The sequence below is a fragment of the Archangium sp. genome (assembly GCF_057119385.1).
In genome coordinates, this window is sequence record NZ_DBNGVP010000139.1 from 17,540 (window position 1) to 41,077 (window position 23,538).

Genomic DNA, 23,538 nt, shown 5'->3' on the forward strand with positions numbered 1-23,538 from the left:
AACGAACGCGAAGGCTCCTCGGGTTGGGAGATCGCCAAACCTCAGCACTGGAGCAGGCCTTTGAATCGTCGCACCAGCCATTCCAGCCGTACCCAGACTGGGAAGAAGACCCGCAAGCCGACCACGCTCGCCCGCCACGCGCACGCCCGTCCCCGGCGGGTCGCGACGCTCGAGGCGCTCGAGACCCTGCTGGAGTCCTTGCGAGCCGTCACCCACGGAGACTTCTCCGTGCGGCTGCCGCCCGAGGCGCAGCCCCAGGCGATGGAGGACATCGCCCACGCCTTCAACGCGATGGTGGCGATGAACCAGCGGATGCAGGACGAGCTGGTGCGCGTGGAGCGCGTGGTGGGCCGCGAGGGACAGATGGCGGAGCGCGCGTCGCTCGGCCCGGTGAGCGGCGGGTGGGCGTCGAGCATCGGCTCCATCAACTCGCTCATCGCGGACCTGGTGCAGCCCACCACCGAGGTGGCGCGCGTGCTGGGCGCGGTGGCCCGCGGTGACCTGACGCAGAAGATGGCGCTGGACCTGCCGGGGCAGCCGGTGAAGGGCGAGTTCCTCCGCATCGGCACCACGGTGAACGCGATGGTGGATCAGCTCAGCTCGTTCGCCGCCGAAGTGACGCGCGTCGCGCGCGAAGTCGGTACGGAAGGAAAGCTGGGAGGCCAGGCGCGTGTGCCGGGAGTCGCCGGGACGTGGAAGGACCTCACCGACAGCGTGAACCAGCTGGCCAACAACCTGACCGCCCAGGTGCGTAACATCGCCGAGGTGACCACGTCCGTGGCCCGCGGTGACCTGTCGCGGAAAATCACCGTCGACGCGCGCGGCGAGGTGCTCGAGCTGAAGAACACCGTCAACACGATGGTGGATCAGCTCCGTTCGTTCGCGGGCGAAGTGACGCGCGTCGCGAAGGAAGTCGGTACCGAGGGCAAGCTGGGTGGCCAGGCCGACGTGCCCGGCGTCTCCGGCGTGTGGAAGGACCTCACGGACAACGTGAACCTGATGGCCTCCAACCTGACCACCCAGGTGCGAGGCATCGTCAAGGTCGTGACGGCGGTCGCCAACGGGGACCTGTCCCAGCGCCTCGTGGTGGATGCCAAGGGCGAGGTGGCCGCGCTGGCCGACACGCTCAACAGCATGACCAAGACGCTCGGCATCTTCGCCGACCAGGTGACCAGCGTCGCCAAGACGGTGGGCGTGGAAGGCAAGCTGGGCGCCCAGGCGGATGTGCCCGGTGTGGCCGGGACGTGGAAGGACCTCACCGACAACGTGAACCTGCTGGCCAACAACCTCACCGCCCAGGTGCGAAACATCGCCGAGGTGAGCACGGCCGTCGCCCGCGGTGACCTGTCCAAGAAGATCACGGTCGATGCCCGGGGCGAGGTGCTCGAGCTGAAGAACACCATCAACACGATGGTCGAGCAGCTCCGCTCGTTCGCCGGTGAGGTGACCCGCGTCGCGAAGGAAGTGGGTACGGAAGGAAAGCTGGGCGGTCAGGCCGACGTGCCAGGCGTCTCCGGTACCTGGAAGGACCTCACCGACAACGTGAACTTCATGGCCTCCAACCTGACCGCCCAGGTGCGCAACATCGCCCTGGTGACCACGGCGGTGGCCAACGGTGACCTGTCCAAGAAGATCACCGTGGACGTGAAGGGAGAAATCCTGGAGCTCAAGAACACCATCAACACGATGGTGGATCAGCTCCGGTCGTTCGCCGCCGAGGTGACGCGCGTCGCGAAGGAAGTGGGTACGGAAGGAAAGCTGGGCGGCCAGGCCGAGGTGCAGGGCGTGTCGGGCGTCTGGAAGGACCTGACCGACAGCGTGAACTCGATGGCCTCCAACCTCACCAACCAGGTGCGCAACATCGCCAAGGTGACGACGGCGGTGGCCAACGGAGACCTGTCCAAGAAGATCACCGTCGACGCGAAGGGGGAAATCCTCGAGCTGAAGGACACCATCAACACGATGGTGGATCAGCTCAACGCGTTCGCTTCCGAGGTGACCCGCGTCGCGCGCGAGGTCGGTACCGAGGGCAAGCTGGGTGGCCAGGCGCGGGTGCCCGGCGTCGCCGGCACGTGGAAGGACCTCACGGACAACGTGAACCTGATGGCCCGCAACCTGACCACGCAGGTGCGCGGCATCGTCAAGGTGGTGACCGCGGTCGCCAACGGTGACCTGACCCAGAAGCTCGTCGTGGACGCGAAGGGCGAGGTGGCCGCGCTGGCGGACACCATCAACAGCATGACGGACACGCTGGGCACCTTCGCGCAGCAGGTGTCCACGGTGGCCCGTGAGGTGGGTATCGAGGGCAAGCTGGGGGGCCAGGCCAAGGTGCCCGGTGCCCGCGGCGCCTGGAGGCAGCTGACCGACAACGTGAATCAGCTCGCCGGCAACCTGACGTCCCAGGTGCGCGCCATCTCCGAGGTGGCCACCGCCGTGACGAAGGGTGACCTGACGCGGTTCATCTCGGTGGATGCGGGCGGCGAGCTGGCCGCCCTGAAGGACAACATCAACCAGATGATCGTCAACCTCAAGGAGACGACGCAGAAGAACACCGAGCAGGACTGGCTCAAGACGAACCTCGCCAAGTTCTCCGGCATGATGCAGGGACAGAAGAACCTGGAGGCCGTCTCCCGGCTCATCATGTCCGAGCTGACGCCCCTGGTCTCCGCGCACCACGGCGCCTTCTTCCTCATGGACCTCGAGGACGGCCACCCCGTGGCCAAGCTCACCTCCAGCTACGCCTACCGCGAGCGCAAGAACGTGGGCAACCGCTTCCGCCTCGGCGAGGGCGTGGTGGGCCAGTGCGCCCTGGAGAAGAAGACCATCCTCCTCACCCACGTGCCGTCCGACTACATCCGCATCACCTCCGGCCTGGGTGAGGCCAGCCCCCTCAACATCATCGTCCTGCCCGTCCTCTTCGAGGGCGAGGTCAAGGCCGTCATCGAGCTGGCCTCCTTCCACCCGTTCAGCACCATCCATCAAATCTTCCTGGACCAGCTCACCGAGAGCATCGGCGTGGTGCTCAACATGATCATGGCCAACATGCGCACCGAGGAGCTGCTGCGTCAGTCGCAGAGCCTCGCCAACGAGCTCCAGAGCCAGTCGCGCGAGCTCACCCAGCAGCAGGAGGAGCTCAAGCGCTCCAACTCGGCGCTGGAGGCCCAGGCCCTCGAGCTGGAGGAGAAGGCCAAGCTGCTCGAGCAGCAGAACATCAAGGTGGAGGAGAAGAACCGCGAAGTGGAGCAGGCGCGCTCCTCCCTGGAGGAGAAGGCCGAGCAGCTCTCGCTCATCTCCAAGTACAAGAGCGAGTTCCTCGCCAACATGTCCCACGAGCTGCGCACGCCGCTCAACAGCATGCTGGTGCTCGCCAAGCTGCTCGCGGACAACTCCGACGGCACGCTGGGCCGCAAGCAGGTGGAGTACGCGGAGACCATCTACTCCTCGGGTGGGGACCTGCTGTCCCTCATCAATGAAATCCTCGACCTGTCCAAGGTGGAGGCCGGGAAGATGCAGGTGGAGCCGCGCGACTCCGCCGTGGCGGAGCTGGTGGAGTTCGCCCGCCGCACCTTCGGCCCCGTGGCCGAGCAGAAGCACCTGGGCTTCCTCACCGAGGTGGGCTCGGAAGTGCCCGCCACCGTCTTCACGGACCCCAAGCGCCTGCAGCAGATTCTGAAGAACCTGCTGTCCAACGCCTTCAAGTTCACCAGCACGGGCCAGGTGACGCTGCGCATCCGCATGGCGGACACCGAGGAGCGCTTCGCCGCGCCGGAGCTGGTGGAGGCCGACCAGGTGCTCGCCTTCTCCGTCATCGACACGGGCATCGGCATCCCCGAGGACAAGCAGAAGCTCATCTTCGAGGCCTTCCAGCAGGCGGATGGCACCACCAGCCGCAAGTACGGCGGCACCGGCCTGGGGCTCTCCATCAGCCGTGAGCTGGCGCGTCTGCTCGGCGGTGAAATCCGCGTGCGCAGCTCGCGCGGGGCGGGCAGCACCTTCACCCTCTACCTGCCGCGCAGCTACAGCGGCCCCGAGCGGGGCGGCGAGCCGGCCAGCGACACGGACGTGGGCTACACCCCCATGCTGCGCGAGCTGCTGCCGCGCGACGAGGTGCACGGCACCGCGGCCCCCCATCCGCTGGTGGATGACCGCGACGACCTCGGCCCCGATGACCGGGTGCTGCTCGTCGCGGTGGATGACCTGGAGTTCGCCCGGGGCCTCGTGGCCACGGCCCACCAGAGCGGCCTCAAGGCCCTGGTGGCCACGCGCGGCGACGTGGCGCTCTCACTCGCCCAGCGGCTCAAGCCGTACGCCATCGTCCTGCAGCTCGGCCTGCCCGTCATCGACGGCTGGAGCGTGTTGGATCAGCTCAAGCGCGACACGCGCACCCGCCGCATCCCCGTCCAGGTGGTGAGCGTGGACCGGCTGCGCGGCGCCTCGTGCGGCGGCGGCTTCGTCTACCTCGACCGGCCCTTCACCCCCGAGGCCATCCAGGGCGCCTTCAGCCACCTGGAGCTCAAGGCCAACGGCCACCCGCGCAAGCTGCTGCTGGTGGACCCCAAGCCCGAGCTGCGTGAGTGCGTGCAGCAGCTCATCGACATGGGCGAGTCCCTGGAGATGCGCCAGCTCGAGTCCCACCGGGCCGTGGAGGCCCTGGACCGCGGCGAGGTGGACGCGCTCGCCCTGGACCTGGCCTCGCCCGGCGGCCGGGGCATGAAGCTGCTGGTGGAGCTGGTGCGCCGGCCCGCCCGCCTGCCCCCCGTGCTCCTCTATAGCGGCTCGCAGCTCCTCCCGGATGACGAGCGGCGCCTGCGGCGCTCGGCCGAGGCCGTGCTGCTCGAGGCGGCCGCCCGCTCGCCCGAGGCCGTGCTCGCCGAGGTGGGCCGCTTCCTGCGCAAGGTGGGAGATCAGTCCCGCGCCTCCGCCGAGGAGATGAAGGAGCTCTCCCGCTCGCTCACGGGCCGCAAGGTTCTCCTGGTGGACGATGACGCCCGAAACATCTTCGCCCTCACCAGTGTCCTGGAGAACCATGGCATGCAGGTGACCTTCGCCCAGGACGGACGGGCGGCCATGGACTTGATGGAGAAGAATCCGGAACTGGATGTGGTTCTGCTGGACGTGATGATGCCCGAGATGGACGGCTACCAGGCCATGCGCGCCATCCGCGCGGATTCCCGGTGGGCGTCTCTGCCGGTCATCGCCATCACCGCGCGGGCGTTGAAGGACGACCGCGAGAAATGCCTGGAAGCAGGCGCGTCCGATTATCTGTCCAAGCCGGTCGACACCGAGCGGCTTCTGGAGTTGATTCGCCGTTGGGTGGAGCCTTGCGCGGGAGCGAGATGACAGCGATGACGTGGTCCGAGGGGGGGAACAGCGGTGGTCTGCCGGTTCAGCCGGAGGTGCCGCGGGCCCGCATCCTGGTCGTCGATGATCACGCTCCCAACCTCCTCACCCTGGAAGCCACGCTCGGCGACCTGGGTGAGGTGGTGAAGGCGCACTCGGGCGAAGAGGCCCTGCTGCACCTGCTGCGCGAGGACTTCGCCCTCATCCTGCTGGACGTGCAGATGCCGGGCCTGGACGGCTTCGAGACGGCCCGGCTCATCAAGGAGCGCGAGCGCTCGCGCTTCATCCCCATCATCTTCCTCACCGCGCGCAGCCGGGACGCCTCGCACGTGTTCCGCGGCTACGCCCAGGGCGCGGTGGACTACGTCCTCAAGCCCTTCGCGCCGGAAATCCTCCGCTCGAAGGTGTCCGTCTTCGTCGAGCTGTTCCTCAAGGAGGAGAAGCTCAAGCGCCAGGAAGCCCTGCTGCGCCAGCGCGAGCGCGAGGCCATGGAGCGCGAGAGCGCCTACCGCTACCGCCTGCTGGGCGACGCCATGCCCCTGTGCGTGTTCGCCGCCGGCCCGGATGGCCGGCTGCGCTATGGCAACCGCGCCTGGACGGAGCTGTCCGGCCTGCCCTCCGAGGCGGTGGAGGACTTATGGCGCTCGGAGGTGATGCACCCGGAGGACCGGGAGGGCGTGTACGCCGCCTGGTGCCAGTCGGTGGGCACCGGCCAGCCCTTCGAGGTGCAGTTCCGCCTGCGCTGCCAGCGCACCCAGGCGTTCCGCTGGCACCTGGGCCGCGCCGTGGCGGAGCGCAACGAGCGTGGCCGCATCACCGGGTGGATCATCACCGCCACGGACATCGACAACCAGAAGCGGGCCGAGGAGGAGCTGGCCCGGGCGAGTGTGGCCAAGGACGCCTTCCTGGCCGCGGCCTCGCACGAGCTGCGCACGCCGCTGGCCGCGGCGAAGATGCAGGTGCAGCTGGCCCAGCGCAAGTTCGGCGCCGAGCTGACGGACGGGCCGCGCCGGGCGCTCGAGGGGTTGGACCGGCAGGTGGACCGGATGACGAAGCTGGTGTCGGACCTGCTGGACGTGAGCCGGCTGCTCACCGGGCGGCTGTCGCTGGAGGTGGAGGAGTTCGACCTGGTGCCCCTGCTGCGCACCACCTGTGAGCGGCTGCAGGCGCTCTCCACCGAGCACCGGCTGCGGCTGGAGACGCCCGAGACGCTGCCCATGCGGGGAGACCCGGGGCGCATCGAGCAGGTGGTGACCAACCTGGTGGCCAACGCCATCCGCTACTCGCCCCAGGGCGGCGCGGTGGAGCTGCGCGCCTGGTCCGAGGCGGGCAACGTCCTGCTCCAGGTACGAGACCAGGGCATCGGCATCCCGGCTGAAAAATTGCCAGTCATCTTCGAACGCTTCGGTCAGGCGCACGGCGCGAGGTATGGTGGCCTGGGCCTGGGGTTGACCATCTCCCAGGGCATCATCGAGCAGCACGGCGGGCGCATCTGGGCGGAGTCCCGGGGAGTAGAGGGCGAGGGCAGTACGTTCCACGTGTGCATGCCGCTGCAGTCCTAGCTTCCAGAACAGGACCTTCCGTCGTAGAAGGGGCCGTTTTCCGAGGTGGGGAGAAAGGGATGACGTTTGCGCGCGGGCGATCTTCCCGAAGCAGTGCGTCGGCTGATTGCCGAACACATTGATTCGGTCGAGCAGCTGGAGATCCTCTTGCTGCTGCATCAGCACCCGGAGCGTTCCTGGACCGCGGAGTCCGTGGCCCGGGAACTGCGGATCTCCCCCTTGTCGGCCGGGGACCGGCTGAAGGACATGGCTCGCGCGGCGATCCTGGCCAGGGTCCAGGGCAGCGAGGCGGAATACCGCTACGCGCCGGAGAGTCCCCAGATGGGAGAGGCGGTGTCCGGGCTCGCCGCAGCGTACTCGGAGCGCCGCGTGACGGTCATCAACCTCATCTTCTCCAAGCCGGTCGACAAGATCCGGACTTTCGCCGACGCCTTCCGGCTCCGAAAGGACGCTGACGATGACAATGGCTGATGCGGTCTTCCTGCTGTGTGCGGTGACCAGCCTCGCCTGCGCGGTGCTGCTTCTGCGCGGGTATGCGCAGAACCGGGTCCCCCTGCTGCTGTGGAGCAGCCTGTGTTTCGTGGGGCTGGCGGTGAACAACATCCTGCTGGTGGCGGACCTGATTGTGTTTCCCGGGAGGGATCTGCTGCTGTTCCGCAACCTGTCCGGGCTGCTGTCGCTCGCGCTGCTGGTCTTCGGACTGGTGTGGGATTCCGAATGAACGAGTTCCTCTCCGGCATGGCGGCTGCGCTGGCGCTGGTCGCCGGGTTGTTCTTCCTCCGGTTCTGGAGGAAGACGCGCGACCGCTTCTTCGCCTTCTTCGCCGCCTCCTTCTGGTTGATGGCGGTGCACCGCATGGTGGGCTTGTACCTGCGGGACAGCAGCGAGAACCAGCTCACGGCGTACATCATCCGGCTGGTCTCGTTCGTCCTCATCCTGGTGGCCATCATCGACAAGAACCGGGCGGCGCCTCGCAAGTAGGGACGGGCGCGGGCCCCGCGAGAGGACCCACGCGGCGGGCCCTCTTCGGCTGCTGTCCCCGGGCCTGTCAGGGCGGAGATGCGGCGAGCTGCGGGCTGATGCGCGAATGTGAGCCGCGCCCGGACGAGCGGACGTGCCGCTCTCCCTGAGCGCTACAGCGGGAGTACGGCCTCCTTGCCCCGCAGCGGGGGCGTCATGCCGTCCACGGGCAGCTTCAGCTGGAAGGCGGTGCCCTGGCCCGGCTGGCTGCGCACCTCGATTCTTCCGCCCATGCCCTGCACGATGCTGTTGCAGATGGCCAGCCCCAGGCCGGTGCCCACGCCCACCGGCTTGGTGGTGAAGAAGGGCTCGAAGATGCGCCGCTGGATCTCCAGGGGAATGCCCTGCCCGTTGTCCTCCACCTGGAGCACCACGTGGTGGGGCCCCTCGCGCCACGTGGACACCTGGATGCGGTTGTCGTCGGCGGTGCGCGCCGGGAGCGCCTGCAGCGCGTTCACCAGCAGGTTGACGAGCACCTGTCCCAGCCGCGCCTCGTTGCCGCGCACGGGCGGCACCTCGCCGAACGCGCGCACCACCTGCGTGCGGTGCCGCATCGCACTGCGCATCAGCCTCAACGCGCTCTCCACCACCCGGTGCACGTCCACCGGCCCCACGCGCTCGTCGTCGGCCCGCGCGAAGGACTTCAAGTCCTGCACCAGCTCGCGGATGCGCCCCACGCCCTCGCGCGTCTCCGAGAGCACCTCGCGCATCTCGGGCAGCGCCTCGGGCAGCACCATCATCCCCGTCAGCTGCTCCTCCAGGAAGGTGAGGTTGGCCGAGACGAAGGTGAGCGGGTTGTTGATTTCATGCGCCAGGCCCGTGGCCAGCGTGCCCGCCGACGCCATCCGGTCCGCCAGCCGCAGCTGCGACTCCAGCCGCTTGCGATCCGTGATGTCCCGGCTGAGCACCATCAGCAGGGAGCGGCCTCCGCCCATGAAGAGCGTCTTCCGGGTGAGGAGCACGCGCGTCTGGCCGGACGCGTCGGTGAAGGTGTCCTCGGCCTCGTGGGGTTGGCCGGTGGTGAAGACCTGCTCGTCCTGCCGGCGCAACGTGTCCGCCTCGGCCTTGGGCATGAGGTCGCGGTCCGTCCTGCCGAGCAGATCCTCCAGCGGACGCCCCATGAGCCGGCAGAAGGCGCTGTTCATGGCGATCCACCGGTACCCCCGGTCCTTCACCAGCAGCGGCTCCGGCACGGTGTCGAGCGTCTTCTGCAGCAGGTCGCGCGAGCGCTCCAGCTCGTCACGCCGGCGACGGCGCTCCAGCTCGAAGCCCGCGCGCACCGCGAAGGCGTTGATGAGCGCGTAGTCCAGCTGCCGCGCCTCGAGCGGCCGATCATGCAGGATGGCCAGCACGCCGATGGGCTGGCCACTGGAGTCCCTCAGCGCCGCGCCCAGGTAGCTGCGCAGGCCCTGCTCGCGCAGCATCGTGTCCTCGGGGAAGCGCGCGGCCACCCCGTCCGGGTAGTGGCAGATGGCCTGGTCCACGGTGATCTCACACGGCGTCCCGGCCAGCGCGTAGGGCGGCAGCTCGCAGAAGTCGCCCAGGTTGAAGCAGGCCAGCTTGCGCACCGAGTCCCCATCCAGCTCGCCCACCAGCGCGCACGTGATGCCGAGCGCCTGGGCCAACTGCCGCACCATCACCTGGAAGAAGTCGGGGCCGGGCTCGGCCAGGGTGAACTCCAGCAGCGCCTGGAGCGTGGCCTCCGTCCGCATGCGGTTGCTACCCGCCACCATCAAGGCCGAGGGCTCCCATGCGCGCAGCCGCCGCTCCAGGGCGATCAGCCGCGCGCCCCAGCGCTCCCCCGGAGGCGGCAGGCACTCGTCGGCGCCGGCCTGCTCGAGGGTGTGCAACTCGTCCGGGCCGCGCGGGGTCAGCACCACCAGCTGCGAGCGCAGCGGCTCCCGGCGCGCGTGCAGCCGCTGGCAGAGCGTGAGCGTGTCCTGCACCGGCCCGCCCGCGTCCCAGAGCACCAGCAGCCCGGGAGGAATCAGCTCGGGCAGCTCCTCCAGGCCCCGTGCGTGCTGGACCTGGCACTCCACCGCGTGACGCATGCCCTCCTCGCGCAGCCTGCGCTCCCATTCCTCGCGGACGGTTTGGGGAACTCCCAGCGTGACGACGTGCATGGCATTCCTCCCCCTTGCCGCACTTGTCTCACGCGCCCGTGTGGCTTGTCTGGCGTCAAGGTGGGTTGACGCACCACATCATAACCGACCTTCGAGAGGAGTGGGGGTCGAGACGTTGGCTGCTGGACGTGCTCAGGGCGCGACGGAGACGGAGAGCTCGCCCAGCCCCTCGACGGTGAGGCGGACGCGGTCCCCGGCCCGGAGCGGCTGGGCCGCGGTGGCGGCTCCGGAGAGCACGATGCTGCCGGCGGGCAGTGACTGCCCGTGCTGGTCGAGCAGCTCGCACAGCTGGAGGATGGAGACCACGGGGTCTCCCGAGATGGCATCCGAGCGCGCCGCCTGGACGCGCTCGCCATTCACCTCCATGACCATCTGGAGGTTGGGGAGGTCCAGCTCGCGCGGCGGGCGCTCGAGGGTGCTCAAGACGTAGTGCGAGGCGGAGGTGTTGTCCGCCACCACGTCCGGCAGGGAGAAGTATTTGAAGTCGACGAAGCGCGAGTCGAGGATCTCCATGGCCGCGAACACGGTGGAGCAGGCGTCGAGCGCCTGTTCGCGGGTGATGCGGCCGCGCAGCTCGCGCGAGGTGCGGAAGGCGATCTCCGGCTCGATGCGGGGGTGGATGGAGCCCTGCATCCGGAGCGTGCCGCCGGCGGGGACCGCCATGCGGTCGGTGATGAAGCCGTAGATGGGCAGGTCCAGGTTCATCTGCTTGCGCTTGGCCTCGGAGGTGAAGCCCATCTTCAGGCCCACCACGTGCTCGCCGCGAGCGGTGCGCAGGCGGCGGCCCTCGGCCTGGATGGCATAGCCGTCCGGGAGCGAGAGGGTGGGGTGGGCCCGGGTGAGGGGAGGGACCGCGCGAGCCTCCAGCCGTGCCTGATCCAACAGCCGGGCCAGCTCCTCGTGCATGCGTGCGCTCATCGCCATCTCCGAAGTGGGGGGGAGGGGCCCGTTTACCGATGCCGCCGCCGCGAGCGCAAGCCGCGTTTCTGGCGCGGTCCGGTGAAAGACGCCTAGGTTCCGCTCCCACAGGAGGCTCACGCATGGCGAAGCGGACGTTCGAGGAGTCCAGCAAGGAAGGCGGTCTGCACCACCGGTTGGCTCAGCTCGCCGGGGAGTGGGAGGGGATGACGAAGACGTGGTTCGAGCCGGGCAAGCTCGAGGATGAGTCGCCCTGGCGTGGCACGCTGCGTCCCGCGGCGGGAGGACGGTTCATGGTGTACGAGTACGAGGGCTCGATCCAGGGCAAGCCGCTCTCGGGCATGGCGATTCTCGGCTACCACCTGGATCCGGACCGCTTCGAGATGGCGTGGGTGGACAGCTTCCACACCGGCACGAGCATCATGTCCTTCAAGGGGGCGAACGAGGGCCGGGGCTTCGGAGTGCTGGGCAGCTACGACGCTCCCTCCGGGCCGCCGTGGGGCTGGCGCACGGAGGTTCAACAGCCTGAGGCGGACCGGTTGATCATCACCCACTACAACATCACCCCCGACGGCCAGGAGGCCAAGGCGGTGGAGACGGAGTACCGGCGTAAGCGCTGAACCGCGGTAATCGGCTGGTCAGGTGAAGCACTGCTTGAACCAGCCGACGAAGCGCAGGGCCTCTGGTGAATCATGGCCGAGCACTTCGGTGGTCAGCGCTGTGCCGAAGGGTAGACCCGGGTCCCTCTGCCACGCGAGCCAGGCATGGATGGCGCCCTTGAGATGGTCGCGCTGACTCAACCTGGCGCCCAGCGCCAGGGCCTGGGTGGTCGTGGCCTGAGCATGCGGCCAGACTGTATCCCCGTGGGGAATCAGCTTCTCGATGAACTCCTCGACCCGCCCGGGCTGTGAGTTGTCTGGCATGAGCCAGATGCCGACGCGCGAGTTGGGGCGGATTCCGGCGGTGACCGTGCCATCTGGAGAGGGGGTCGCTGGCAGGGTGACGCCCAACTCCCTGAAGAGGTCCTTGAGCTGCTGCCACCGGTGGGTGGGGGTCAGGTCCGCGTCGATGACGAGCCCGAGCCGTTCGTACGTCTTGAGCGCCGTGGAGAGCGTGGCCTTCACGAGCAGTTTCTCGACGCCTCCAGCGGCTTCGACGTAGGGACGTGTCGTGCGGTCATCCTGCCAGTCGTACCCATGACGGCCGAGGAGATTGATGATGGTCCACTGGTCATCCGGACCTTCGACCATCAACCGGTAGGGACTCTTGGGAAGGGGCTTGCTCACCGGAGTTCCATCTGGTGCTGGGAGGCCGCGAGGATTTCATCGGCGGAGTAGGGGACACTCGCCTCGGCGCCGCGCTCGATGCGATGCAGCGAGATGAGGTCCCGGACATCGGGGGACTCCTCGTAAAGGGATGCCAGCGCCCTGACGCAATCGAGGCTGTGGGTCGTGGCCAGCACCTGGACGTCCATTCGTCGCGCCACTTCCACGACGAGCCGCCACATCTGCGTCATGACGGAATGGTGCAGCCCCGTGTCGATTTCATCGATGAGCAGGTAACCGCCCGCTGAGCTCACGAGGTTCATGCTCAAGGCGAGGAGCCGTTTGATTCCCTCTCCCATGCTTCCCAGTGGGATGCGTTCGTCAGAGCCTCTGAGCTTGACGAACATGCTTCCCCCCCTTTCCGACCTCGGCCCGGACAGGGCCGCGAGACGTTCGATGTCTGGCTCGATGATCTGGAGCGCGCTCGTGACTTTTGCTTCTTCCGGGGTCAGTACAATGTCATCCCATAGCAGCTGGAGTTCCGAAACGGGTGGTGCGGCCGTTCCCATGAACCGGACCTTCCAGTCGTTACCAGCAGGCTTCGCCACTGCATGACGCAGTAGACGAGACATGACGTTGTAGCCAGCCAATGGAAAGGTGTGGACCTCCGGACTCATTCCATCTCCTGAAATCGAGAGGGCGAGGTTCGGGGAGCCAGACCTGAGAAACTCAACAGGCGGTGCAATCTCGTCGCCCTCCATCTTTCCGGAGGGGCGGGGAATAACCCTACAGTTGATGAACCGAGGATGCTCTCCCACGACCGCCTCGATCTTGAAAGATTTTTCGGGTTCGAGAGTGTGGCCATGGAAGAGATGGTTCACCTCGATGTAGCCGCCGCTAAAATCCCGGATGGGAACGTACTCGCCTCGGCTGCGCGCACTGCGTTCGAGAATGGAGGGGCTTGTCCCGCCCAGCACCAACTCGGCGGCTTCGAGCACCGAGGTCTTCCCCGCGTTGTTCGTGCCGACCAGCAGGCTGACCCGGGTCAACCCTTCCACGGTGAGCTTGCGGAAGGAGCGGAAGTTATCAATCCGCAGAGTGGTCATCATGCAGGAGACTCCAGGCACAAGAGGGACAGCCGCTCTCGCGTCTACCATCAGCACCCCCAACGCTCCAGTTGTGAGCGAGGGCGGCTGGGGCGACCGGCTCCTCGCTTGGGAAGGACTCCAGAACTGAACGCTCCGGCGCCCCCGCCCCGGTAGCCGGGGTGTGGGGCCCGTGGTATTCCGGGCCCCGGCTTGCCCGAGGAGGATGCGCGCATGGAGAAGGTCCTCAACTACATCGGCGGAGAGCTGGTCGCCCCGAGCTCCCAGGTCTGGTTCGACAAGCCGGACCCGGCCACCGGAGAGCCCGCGGTCCAGGTGCCGGACTCGGACGAGAAGGACATCCAGCGCGCCGTGGAGGCCGCCCGGAACGCGTTTCCCGCCTGGGCCGCCACCCCGGCCAGCGAGCGGGCTCGATTGCTGCGCCGCGTCGCGGACACCCTCCGCTCGCGGCTGGACGCCTTCGCCCGCGCCGAGGCCATCGACACCGGCAAGCCGCTCACGCTGGCCTCCACGGTGGACATTCCCCGCAGCATCCAGAACTTCGAGTTCTTCGCGGACGCGGTGACGCAGTTCTCCACCGAGGCCCACGTCATGGACGGCGGGGCGCTCAACTACACGCTGCGCTCGCCCCTGGGCGTGGTGGGCTGCATCTCGCCGTGGAACCTGCCCCTCTACCTGCTCACCTGGAAGCTCGCGCCCGCGCTCGCCATCGGCAACTGCGTGGTGGCCAAGCCCTCCGAGGTGACGCCCATGACGGCGTACCTGCTCGCCCAGGTGTGCCGCGAGGCCGGCCTGCCTCCCGGCGTGCTCAACATCGTCCACGGCTACGGCGCCAGGGTGGGCTCCGCCATGAGCCGCCACCCGGAGATCAGCGCCATCTCCTTCACCGGCAGCACGCGCACCGGCGCCGAAATCGCCCGCACCGCCGCGCCGCTCTTCAAGAAGCTCTCGCTGGAGATGGGCGGCAAGAATCCCAACGTCATCTTCGCCGACTGCGACTTCGACGAGGCCCTGGCCACCACGGTGCGCTCGTCGTTCTCCAACCAGGGTCAAATCTGTCTCTGCGGCTCGCGCATCTTCGTGCAGGCCCCCATCTACGAGCGCTTCAAGGCGGCGCTGGTGGAGCGCACGAAGGCGCTGAAGGTGGGCGACCCACTGGAGCCCTCGACGGACCAGGGCGCGCTGGTGTCCCCGCAGCACTTCGAGAAGGTGATGGGCTGCATCGAGGTGGCGCGCAAGGAAGGCGGCCGCGTCCTCACCGGAGGCAAGCGCGCCGAGGTGCCGGGCCGCTGCCGCAACGGCTGGTTCGTGGAGCCCACGCTCATCGAGGGCCTGGGCCACGCGTGCGCGACCAACCAGGAAGAGATTTTCGGACCGGTGGCCACCATCACCTCCTTCGAGAAGGAGGAGGAGGTGCTCGCCTGGGCCAACAGCACGCGCTACGGGCTGGCGGCGAGCGTGTGGACGCGCGACGTCACCCGGGCGCACCGCTTGGCCGCGAAGCTGGAGAGCGGCATCGTCTGGGTGAACTGCTGGATGCTGCGCGACCTGCGCACGCCGTTCGGCGGCGTGAAGGAATCGGGCGTGGGACGCGAGGGCGGCCTGGACGCGCTGCGCTTCTTCACCGAGCCCAAGAACGTGTGCGTGAAGCTATGAGCAACTCCGATCGAGTCGACTCCCAGAAGGCTCCCGAGCCGGTGGGCCTCTATCCCCACGCCCGGCGCGTGGGCAACCTGCTGTTCCTCTCCGGCGTGGGTCCGCGCGAGCGCGGGAGCAAGAAGATCCCCGGCGTCGAGCTGGATGCCCAGGGCCACATCGTCTCCTACGACATCGAGACGCAGACGCACTCGGTGTTCCGCAACGTGCGCTACATCCTGGAGGAGGCGGGCTCCTCGTGGGACAAGCTCGTGGACGTGACGGTGTACCTCACGGACATGAAGAAGGACTTCCCCACGTACAACCGCCTGTGGGCCGAGTACTTCAAGGACGTGCCCACCCCGCCGTGCCGGACGACGCTCGGCATCACCGCGTTGCCCACCCCCATCGCCATCGAATTGAAGTGCATCGCCACCATCGGAGACTGAGATGAGCCGGCTGCAACCCCTCAACTTCAAGAAGTGGATCGACGAGCACCGCCACCTGCTCAAGCCCCCCGTGGGCAACCAGATGGTGTGGCAGGACCGGGACTTCATCGTGATGGTGGTGGGCGGGCCCAACTCGCGCACCGACTTCCACATCGACGAGAGCGAGGAGTTCTTCTACCAGGTGGAGGGGGACATCACCCTGCGCGTCATGGAGGACGGCAAGCCGCAGGACATCCCCATCCGCGAGGGGGAGATCTTCCTCTTGCCCCCCAACGTGCCGCACTCGCCGCAGCGGCCCGCGGGCACGGTGGGCCTGGTCATCGAGCGCAAGCGCCGCGAGGGCGAGCTGGATGGCTTCGCGTGGTTCTGCCCCCAGTGCAACACCAGGCTGTATGACGAGTACCTCCAGGTCACCAACATCGTCACCCAGCTGCCGCCCATCTTCGAGCGCTTCTATGGCAACCCGGAGCACTGCACCTGCAAGCAGTGCGGCTTCCGCGTGACTCGCGAGCAGCGCAAGGCCTCATGAAGATCGACATCCACACGCACCTGCTGCCGCCCGAGCTGCCGCGCTTCGCCGAGCGCTACGGTTACGGCGGCTTCATGACGCTGGAGCACCACGCCCCGTGCCGGGCGCGCATGGTGCGCGATGACGGGAAGTTCTTCCGTGAAATCGAGAGCAACTGCTGGGACCCGGTGAAGCGCATCGAGGAGTGTGATGCGCACGGCGTCAGCGTGCAGGTGCTGTCCACGGTGCCGGTGATGTTCGGGTACTGGACGAAGCCGGAGCACGGGTTGGATCTGTCTCGCTTCCTCAATGACCAGCTGGCCTCGGTGGTGAAGGCGCACCCCAAGCGCTTCGTGGGGCTGGGCACGGTACCCCTGCAGTCCCCCGAGCTGGCCGTGCGCGAGCTGGAGCGCTGCATGCGCGAGCTGGGGATGGCGGGCGTGCAGGTGGGCTCGCACGTCAACGGCCTCAACCTGGGCGAGCCGGAGCTCTTCCCCTTCTTCGAGGCCGCGGCGGACCTGGGCGCCGCCCTCTTCGTCCACCCCTGGGACATGCTGGGCGAGGCGCGGATGAAGAAGTACTGGATGCCCTGGCTCGTGGGCATGCCCGCCGAGGTGGCGCTGGCCCTCTGCTCGCTCCTCTTCGCGGGCACGCTGGAGAAGCTGCCGAAGCTGCGGCTCGCCTTCGCGCACGGCGGCGGCGCCTTCCCGGGCACCTTCGGCCGCATCGAGCACGGCTTCCAGGTGCGGCCGGACCTCGTCGCGGTGGACAACCCCGTGCCGCCCCGCGACGCCCTGGGCCGCTTCTGGGTGGACTCGCTGGTGCACGACCCGGACATGCTGCGCTTCATCGTGAAGCTGTTCGGCCCGGACAAGGTGGCCCTCGGCAGTGACTACCCGTTCCCGCTCGGCGAGGACCGGCCGGGCACGCTCGTGGAGTCCCTCGCGGACTTCGACGCCACCACCCGGGAGAAGCTGTTGTGCCGCAACGCGCTCGCGTGGCTCGGGCGCTCGTATGAGGAGTTCACGTAGATGAGCGGTGAAGCGGTGCGGTACGAGGCCAGTGAGGCGTTCGCCCGGCGGATGGACGCGGAGGATCCGCTCCGTCACTTCCGCGACGAGTTCCTCTTTCCCCGCCACCACGGCGAGCCCGTCATCTACCTCGTGGGCAACTCGCTGGGACTCCAGCCGCGCAAGGCGAAGCCCTACGTGCTGGAGGCGCTGGAGGCGTGGGAGCAGCACGGCGTGGAGGGCCACTTCCGCGGCTCGCATCCGTGGATGCCCTACCACGAGTTCCTCACCGAGCAGACGGCCCGGCTGGTGGGCGCCCACCCGCTCGAGGTGGTGGTGATGAACACCCTCTCGGTGAACCTCCACCTGATGCTGGTGTCCTTCTACCGGCCCTCGGGCGAGCGCCGCAAAATCCTCATGGAGGGAGGCGCCTTCCCCTCGGATCAGTACGCGGTGGCCTCGCAGGTGCGCTTCCACGGGTACACCCCGGAGGAGGCCGTGCTTCCGCTCACCCCGCGCCCCGGCGAGGAGACGCTGCGCTCCGAGGACATCCTCGAGACGATCGAGCGGCACGGGAAGGAGATCGCCCTGGTGCTGCTGGGCAACGTGAACTACCTCACCGGGCAGGCCTTCGACATGGCCGCCATCACCCGCGCCGCGCACCGGCAGGGCTGCAAGGTGGGCTTCGACCTGGCGCACGCGGCGGGCAACCTCCACCTCTCGCTGCATGATGACGGGCCGGACTTCGCCGTGTGGTGCTCGTACAAGTACCTCAATGGCGGCCCGGGCACGCTCGGTGGTGTCTTCGTCCACGAGCGCCACGCGCGTGACAAGACGCTGCCCCGCTTCCAGGGGTGGTGGGGCCACGACAAGCAGACGCGCTTCCAGATGGGGCCCGACTTCGAGCCCATTCCGGGCGCCGAGGGCTGGCAGCTGTCCAATCCGCCCATCTTCCAGATGGCGGCACTGCGCGCGTCCATGGAGATCTTCGATCGCGCCACCATGCCGGCCCTGCGCCGCAAGAGCGAGCTGCTCACCGGCTACCTGGAGTTCCTCCTGGACCGGCTCCCGCCCGGCTTCGTGCGCATCACCACGCCGAGGGACCCGAAGCAGCGCGGGGCCCACCTGTCGCTGCGCTTCACCCAGGAGCCCCGGGAGCTGCTCGAGAAGCTGACGGCGCAGGGCGTCCTCTGCGACTTCCGTTCACCGGACATCATCCGCGCCGCGCCGGCTCCGCTCTATGTGAGCTTCCTTGACGTATACCGCTTCGCGGGAGTGCTCGAACGTCATGCACGAGATTGACCGGACGCAACGTGTGACGGTGGTGGGAGCGGGGCTGGTGGGCTCGCTCCTCTCGATGTACCTGGCGCGGCGTGGCTTCCAGGTGGACGTCCTGGAATGGCGCCCGGACATGCGCCGCGAGGAGATTGGCGCGGGCCGCTCCATCAACCTCGCCATCTCCGCCCGCGGGTTGTACGCGCTGCGGCAGGTGGGGCTGGAGGAGGAGGCGCTGCGCCACGCCATCCCCATGCGCGGCCGGATGATCCACCCCGTCTCCGGCGGGCTCGCCTATCAGGCCTACGGCAAGGACGAGTCCCAGCACATCAACAGCATCTCGCGCGCGTGGCTGAACAAGTTCCTGATGACCCACGCGGAAGCGACGGGCCGGGTGCGCATCCAGTTCGAGCAGCGCGTGCAGCGCGTGGACTTCCAGAAGGGCGTGCTCGACATCGTGGACAGGGCGGGCGGCCCCTCGCGCGAGGTATACACGCCGGTGGTGCTCGGCACGGACGGCTCGGGCTCGGCGGTGCGGCGCGAGATGGCGCAGGCGCCGGGCTACCGCGCGGCCCAGGAGCAGCTGAGCCACGGGTACAAGGAGCTGACGATTCCCCCCGGCCCGGGCGGCGCCTTCCAGATGGAGAAGCACGCGCTGCACATCTGGCCGCGCGGCTCGTACATGCTGATCGCCCTGCCGAACCTGGATGGCAGCTTCACGTGCACGCTCTTCCTGCCCTTCCAGGGCCCGGTGAGCTTCGAGTCGCTGGGGACGCCGGCGCAGCTGGTGGGCTTCTTCGAGGAGCAGTTCCCGGACGCGCTGGCGCTGATGCCCGGCCTGACGCACGACTTCTTCCACAACCCCACCGGGACGATGGTGACGGTGAAGAGCGAGCCGTGGCACGTGGGGAGCCGGGCGCTGCTGCTCGGGGACGCGGCGCACGCCATCGTGCCCTTCTTCGGGCAGGGGATGAACTGCGGCTTCGAGGACTGCGTGGCGCTGGATGCGTGCCTCGGGAAGCACACGCGGTGGGAGGACGCCTTCGTGGAGTTCTTCCGGCTGCGCAAGCCGAACGCGGATGCCATCGCGGACATGGCGGTGGAGAACTTCGTGGAGATGCAGCACAAGACGGCGGACCCGCGCTTCCTCTTGGAGAAGGCGGTGGAGAAGGAGCTGCTCAAGTCCTTCCCGGGCGAGTTCCTGAGCCGCTACACGCTGGTGAGCTTCAGCCTGACGCCGTACCGTCTGGCGTACGAGGTGGGGGCCATCGCGGGCGGCATCGTCGCCGAGCTGAGCGAGGGCCTCACGCGGGCGGAAGACGTGGACCTGGACAGGGCGCGCACGCTCATTCGCGAGCGGCTGGTGCCCTTCGTGAAGGAGCATTCGGATGGATTTGGGACTGCGAGGTAGGAGGGCGCTGGTGCTGGGCGCCTCGGCTGGACTGGGGTACGCCATTGGCGCGCAGCTGGTGAAGGAGGGCGCGCGCGTGGCCATCTGCTCGCGCGACGAGGCGCGCATCCGCGACGCCGCTCAGCGCATGGGCGCCGAGCTCGGCGTGACGGCGGACCTGACGAAGCCGGGCACGACGAAGGAGCTGGTGGAGAAGGTGATGGGCGCGATGGGCGGCGTGGACATCCTCGTGGCGAACACGGGCGGGCCGCCCAAGGGGAGCATCGAGAAGCTCACCGCCGAGCAGTGGCAGGACGGCTTCCAGAGCCTGTGGATGAGCGTGGTGGAGGGCCTGCAGGCGGCACTGCCGGGGATGAAGGAGCGGCGCTGGGGCCGCATCATCCTGGTGACGTCGGTGGCCGCGCGCGAGGCGATGCCGCTGCTGACCATCTCCAACGGCCTGCGCGCGGGGCTCATGGGGCTGGTGAAGACGGTGAGCAACGAGGTGGCCGAGCACGGTGTCACCATCAACGGCGTGCAGCCGGGCTACCACGCGACGGAGCGGCTCAAGGAGCTGGGCGTGCCCGAGGACAAGATTACGTCTGCGATTCCGGCGCGCCGCCTGGGCAAGCCCGAGGAGCTGGGCGCACTGGTGACGTTCCTCGCCTCGGAGCAGGCGGGCTACATCACCGGGCAGTCCGTCGTCATCGACGGCGGCTGGATGCGCGGCTTCTGACGTCCCCTCTCTTCCGCCGATGCGCTCGACAGCGGCCGGACACGGCGTCGACAATGCTGGAATGCTCACGCTGCCGCCGATCCCACCGGCGCGCAGCGGCGTCCCGAGCTGGTGAAGTGGGCCGAGCGCCAGCTGACAGCGCTCGAGGACTGGCTTCGGGAGCGTCCGTATCTCACCGGCGAGGCGTTCACCGTGGCGGACATCCTGATGACCACGGTGCTGCGCGAGGTGCGCCACGCGGGCGTGCTCGACGGCTTCCCCCGGGTCTCCGCCTACCGCGAGCGCTGTGAGGCACGGCCCGCCTGGCGGCGGACGCTGGATGCCTATGAGCAGCGCCTCGGGGCCCCGGCGGGCAGCGCGCGCTAACCAGAGCGCATGGGATTACATGCGCTTTCCGCTGTGCGTCCGGTAAGGCGGCGGCCCCCACGGGCTACGCCGCGAGCGTGCGGAGCGGGCGCAGTCACAAGAGGGGCGTGTCAGTTCTCATCCCTGCGCGAGGGCCTCCCTCCTGTATGGTTGGGTCTCCCGCATCCTATCCTTCAGGGTTGTTTCACCTGGGGAAAGGCCAGCGCCGTGGCGAACGAATACCGGAGTCCTGGGGCGGGGGAGGGCGGAGGGTACGCAGCTCGAGGATTGGCGGAGCTCGCGGGACAGGCCGCGGTGGGCCTCGCGCTTCGTTGCGCTGGTGCTCATTGGGCTGCAGACGGCATGCGCGACGGGCTACCCGATGGGAGGGACGCTCACGGGCGCGTCGCGCAGCTGGCGGCGGAGTCTCGGGCCCCAGGTGGCGGCGGCGGACTGGTCCGACGCCCGGGGCGAGGATGTGGCGGTGGCCAACCTCCGGCGAGCGGCGAAGCTGCCCTGGACGGACGGGGGGCGCTGTGTCGTGCAGGATGCCTCCCAACCCTGGCCCGTGCTGGCGGAGCGGTGCTACCAGGTGCTCGACCACGAGCGGGTGCGGTTCAGGGACACCACGGGGCGGTGCTCGGTCGCCTCCGCCGGCGCCGGGGCCTTGGGCATCGGGCTCTGTGTCCTCGCGGCGCCGGAGCTGGCCGTGGGCGCGGTCATCGTCGTGGGCGTGGTGGTGGTGGGCTTCGCCATTTCAGAGGCGCTGGAGTCCTACGAGAAGCGGGGGCGTCCCCAGGTGCAGCCGCCGCCAACGCTGCCCGTGCCGGAGACACGGCCCGTTCCAGAGACACGGCCCGTGCCGGAAGCAGTGCCGGTGACAGAGGCGAAGCGCGCTCCACCGGAGCTCAAGAAGAAGCGGCGTCCCAAGTCGAAGCCCGAGGGAGAGGACTGGCCGCCAGGACCGGCCCCCGAGCCCACCGACAGAGAGCGCGACCGCAAGTGCGAGGCCATTCCGGTCCCTCATCAGGGCGGTAACAAGGCGCACAACACGTGCGCCGACGGGTATCCGCCCAACCGCTGGCCCGGGAAGGATGCACAGGTAGCCGGCAAGAACTTCGACGCGCTTCAGGTGGGAGTGCGGGTGCTGTGGGAGATCAAGGTCGAGTACTTCGACGGGTACACCGACTTCCTGAAGAAGGTGACGGTCGAGAGGGAGATTGAAGAGTTGACCGAGTTCCGGGACATCGCGGTGGCTTGTGGCTATGCCTTCAAGGTTGGGGTGATCAGCGAGGCTCACAAGGCCGCGCTCCTGAAGGAAGACCGCAGCTTCGATATCGTCGTGACAGAGTGCAAATGATGACCGGTCGAGCCGAGTTGCATCTTCACGTTTACGCGCCAGCACTCGCCGTTGACGACGGGCGCCCGCTCGCGGCCGTTGAAGGGATGGAGCGAGCGGTGCCCGGGTTGCGCTTGGCGTGGCGGCTCTCGGACTCGGGGCGGCCCGTCGCGCTTCCGCAACGCGCGGCGTGGCTGGCTAAAGCGACCGCGAGTGGCAAGTTTGGCTTGCTGTGCAATGGCGACGAGAGCTACCCGGTGACGATGGGAGGCCGACGGGGGAGCGCAATTTCGAGTCCGGGGGGGGAGCCGCTGCTGACGGTTCACGCGACGCTCCCCCAGGACGAGCCCGTTGTCGCTGCGGCCGTGGACATGCTGGAGAACGTCGCTGAGGGCGTGCGCGCCCGGTGGGGCGTCGTGGCGCCCGGCCCCGTGAGGTTGCTCATCGCGGAGCAGACGGGCCCGAAGTCGGGTGGGCCGGAACGGCCTCCTCACGGGCTGCCAATGCTCAAGCTCCCGTGGAACATCCGCTCCGCCACGGTCCCCCAGTACCTCGGGTGGATCAACTACTGGTCTGCGGCAGCTGCCGAGGCCATCGGCTTTCCGGACCCCTCCCGCGACGCGGAGCTGCTGACGCGGGCCCGGCGCACGGCGTCGGGAGGGTGGGTGGTGAGGCTCACCGCGGCGCCGCTCGATGTGGACAACCCCGCCCACCTCGAGGCCCTCAAGCGAGCCTATGAGAGGTTCCCGGAGATTGGTGGGCGTGCGGAGGAGTGACGTAGCTGGATGAGGAGACGTGCCAATGGAGCCGGTGCGGGTGGAGGAGGTGGAGGACAAGGGCAGCATCATCGTCCTCACGCCGGAGCTGCTACGCAGCAACAGCCCCGACCACCTGGTGCTTGCCCGGAGGGTGCGGCAGAGCCTCGAGGCCCGCGGGCTGCTCCGCTGGCTCCTCGACACGCATTCGGCGTGACGAAGAAACACCCCGGTCCGATGAGACCTCGGAGCCGGGGCTGTCGTCGCAGTGCGTTGAGGCGGGGGAGCCCCGCGCGAATGGGGAGGTAGCAGCTACAACCGAACCTTCCGGCGGTCCCCCTGGAGGTTGAGCGTCCAGGCTCGAGCGGCCCCAACCGGGCCGCGTGACCTGATAAGTGGAGGTCCCACGAGGTAGGCCCCGCGTGTCCACACATCCGCCAGTCCCCAGTCCCGAGCACCCCATTGTCCGCGGCGTGGTGGCCGCCCTGCTTCCGCCCGATGAGGCGCCGCCGCTGCCGGTGGGCACCCGGATTGGTGGGGACGTGGTGGAGGGGGTGCTGGGCCGTGGCGGCTTCGCCACGGTGTACCGGGTGCGCAGCCAAAGCGGCTACGTGTCCGCCCTCAAGGTGCTGCCGCTGGACCAGGGCCCCGAGCGGGCCGAGCGCGCCTGGCGGGAGATGGCGCTGGGCGCGCGCCTGAACCACCCCAACCTCGTGCGCCAGTTGGGCGCGGGGCAGTGGCCCCTGGAGAACCCGCGCTACC

The 23,538-nt window shown here is 68.5% G+C and carries 20 protein-coding genes and 2 pseudogenes; 18 read left to right on the forward strand and 4 right to left on the reverse strand.

Annotated elements, in window-relative coordinates:
• Positions 1-60 precede the first annotated feature (60 nt).
• From AC16DP_RS33910 to AC16DP_RS33930, 5 genes are all read left to right on the forward strand, one after another.
• Positions 61-5,340, forward strand: coding sequence for a HAMP domain-containing protein (locus AC16DP_RS33910; protein ID WP_329733249.1), 5,280 nt, complete (start codon positions 61-63; stop codon positions 5,338-5,340).
• A gap of 5 nt (positions 5,341-5,345) precedes the next feature.
• Positions 5,346-6,902 carry a sensor histidine kinase gene (locus AC16DP_RS33915; RefSeq protein ID WP_329733248.1) on the forward strand — a complete coding sequence of 519 codons (1,557 nt, stop codon included), beginning with the start codon at positions 5,346-5,348 and terminating at the stop codon, positions 6,900-6,902.
• A 66-nt stretch (positions 6,903-6,968) separates the two neighbouring features.
• On the forward strand, positions 6,969-7,373 hold the full coding sequence (locus AC16DP_RS33920; protein WP_329733247.1) for a hypothetical protein: 405 nt from the start codon (positions 6,969-6,971) through the stop codon (positions 7,371-7,373).
• A complete protein-coding gene (locus AC16DP_RS33925; protein ID WP_329733246.1) occupies positions 7,360-7,623 on the forward strand; it encodes a DUF5985 family protein in 264 nt (87 codons plus the stop codon). Before AC16DP_RS33920 ends, AC16DP_RS33925 begins: the two co-directional genes overlap by 14 nt.
• Complete coding sequence (locus AC16DP_RS33930) at positions 7,620-7,883, forward strand: DUF5985 family protein (RefSeq protein ID WP_329733245.1); 264 nt, start codon at positions 7,620-7,622, stop codon at positions 7,881-7,883. The genes AC16DP_RS33925 and AC16DP_RS33930 overlap by 4 nt, the downstream gene beginning before the upstream one ends.
• Before the next feature lie 152 nt (positions 7,884-8,035).
• Here AC16DP_RS33930 and AC16DP_RS33935 read toward each other — a convergent pair whose 3' ends face one another.
• Positions 8,036-10,045: a two-component system sensor histidine kinase NtrB gene (locus tag AC16DP_RS33935; protein WP_329733244.1), complete on the reverse strand. Its 2,010-nt coding sequence runs from the start codon at positions 10,043-10,045 to the stop codon at positions 8,036-8,038.
• Between the two features lie 132 nt (positions 10,046-10,177).
• Positions 10,178-10,963 (reverse strand): 2-keto-4-pentenoate hydratase, encoded by a 786-nt coding sequence (locus AC16DP_RS33940; protein ID WP_329733243.1) that lies wholly within the window; start codon positions 10,961-10,963, stop codon positions 10,178-10,180.
• Positions 10,964-11,085: 122 nt separating this feature from the next.
• Between AC16DP_RS33940 and AC16DP_RS33945 the strand changes: the two genes are divergently transcribed.
• On the forward strand, positions 11,086-11,583 hold the full coding sequence (locus AC16DP_RS33945; protein ID WP_329733242.1) for a DUF1579 domain-containing protein: 498 nt from the start codon (positions 11,086-11,088) through the stop codon (positions 11,581-11,583).
• Positions 11,584-11,601: 18 nt separating this feature from the next.
• Here AC16DP_RS33945 and AC16DP_RS33950 read toward each other — a convergent pair whose 3' ends face one another.
• The gene (locus AC16DP_RS33950; protein WP_329733241.1) at positions 11,602-12,249 is read right to left on the reverse strand and encodes a DUF3226 domain-containing protein; all 648 of its coding nucleotides are present in this window, start codon (positions 12,247-12,249) and stop codon (positions 11,602-11,604) included.
• Positions 12,246-13,337 carry an AAA family ATPase gene (locus tag AC16DP_RS33955; RefSeq protein WP_329733240.1) on the reverse strand — a complete coding sequence of 364 codons (1,092 nt, stop codon included), beginning with the start codon at positions 13,335-13,337 and terminating at the stop codon, positions 12,246-12,248. The genes AC16DP_RS33950 and AC16DP_RS33955 overlap by 4 nt, the downstream gene beginning before the upstream one ends.
• A gap of 210 nt (positions 13,338-13,547) precedes the next feature.
• Here AC16DP_RS33955 and AC16DP_RS33960 point away from each other — a divergent pair, with 210 nt between their 5' ends.
• The 12 genes and pseudogenes from AC16DP_RS33960 to AC16DP_RS34015 all read left to right on the forward strand — a co-directional run.
• Positions 13,548-14,990: an aldehyde dehydrogenase gene (locus AC16DP_RS33960; protein WP_329733239.1), complete on the forward strand. Its 1,443-nt coding sequence runs from the start codon at positions 13,548-13,550 to the stop codon at positions 14,988-14,990.
• Positions 14,987-15,418: a RidA family protein gene (locus tag AC16DP_RS33965; RefSeq protein WP_329733238.1), complete on the forward strand. Its 432-nt coding sequence runs from the start codon at positions 14,987-14,989 to the stop codon at positions 15,416-15,418. The genes AC16DP_RS33960 and AC16DP_RS33965 overlap by 4 nt, the downstream gene beginning before the upstream one ends.
• Position 15,419: 1 nt before the next feature.
• Positions 15,420-15,947, forward strand: coding sequence for a 3-hydroxyanthranilate 3,4-dioxygenase (gene nbaC, locus AC16DP_RS33970; RefSeq protein ID WP_329733237.1), 528 nt, complete (start codon positions 15,420-15,422; stop codon positions 15,945-15,947).
• Positions 15,944-16,957, forward strand: a complete 1,014-nt coding sequence (locus tag AC16DP_RS33975) for an amidohydrolase family protein (protein ID WP_329733236.1) — start codon at positions 15,944-15,946, stop codon at positions 16,955-16,957. Before nbaC ends, AC16DP_RS33975 begins: the two co-directional genes overlap by 4 nt.
• Complete coding sequence (kynU, locus tag AC16DP_RS33980) at positions 16,958-18,238, forward strand: kynureninase (protein ID WP_329733235.1); 1,281 nt, start codon at positions 16,958-16,960, stop codon at positions 18,236-18,238. It abuts the gene before it with no gap.
• Positions 18,225-19,622 carry an FAD-dependent oxidoreductase gene (locus tag AC16DP_RS33985; protein WP_329733234.1) on the forward strand — a complete coding sequence of 466 codons (1,398 nt, stop codon included), beginning with the start codon at positions 18,225-18,227 and terminating at the stop codon, positions 19,620-19,622. The genes kynU and AC16DP_RS33985 overlap by 14 nt, the downstream gene beginning before the upstream one ends.
• Entirely contained in the window at positions 19,600-20,337 is a 738-nt protein-coding gene (locus AC16DP_RS33990; protein ID WP_329733233.1) for an SDR family oxidoreductase, read from the forward strand. The genes AC16DP_RS33985 and AC16DP_RS33990 overlap by 23 nt, the downstream gene beginning before the upstream one ends.
• Positions 20,338-20,442: 105 nt before the next feature.
• Positions 20,443-20,703 (forward strand): annotated as a pseudogene (locus tag AC16DP_RS33995) (glutathione S-transferase family protein); the annotation flags it as partial.
• A gap of 319 nt (positions 20,704-21,022) precedes the next feature.
• On the forward strand, positions 21,023-22,042 hold the full coding sequence (locus AC16DP_RS34000; RefSeq protein ID WP_329733232.1) for a DUF6310 domain-containing protein: 1,020 nt from the start codon (positions 21,023-21,025) through the stop codon (positions 22,040-22,042).
• A complete protein-coding gene (locus AC16DP_RS34005; RefSeq protein ID WP_329733319.1) occupies positions 22,042-22,797 on the forward strand; it encodes a DUF5953 family protein in 756 nt (251 codons plus the stop codon). The genes AC16DP_RS34000 and AC16DP_RS34005 overlap by 1 nt, the downstream gene beginning before the upstream one ends.
• A 25-nt stretch (positions 22,798-22,822) precedes the next feature.
• Positions 22,823-22,993 (forward strand): Imm52 family immunity protein, encoded by a 171-nt coding sequence (locus AC16DP_RS34010; RefSeq protein ID WP_329733318.1) that lies wholly within the window; start codon positions 22,823-22,825, stop codon positions 22,991-22,993.
• Between the two features lie 205 nt (positions 22,994-23,198).
• Positions 23,199-23,538, forward strand: a pseudogene (locus AC16DP_RS34015) (hypothetical protein); the annotation flags it as partial.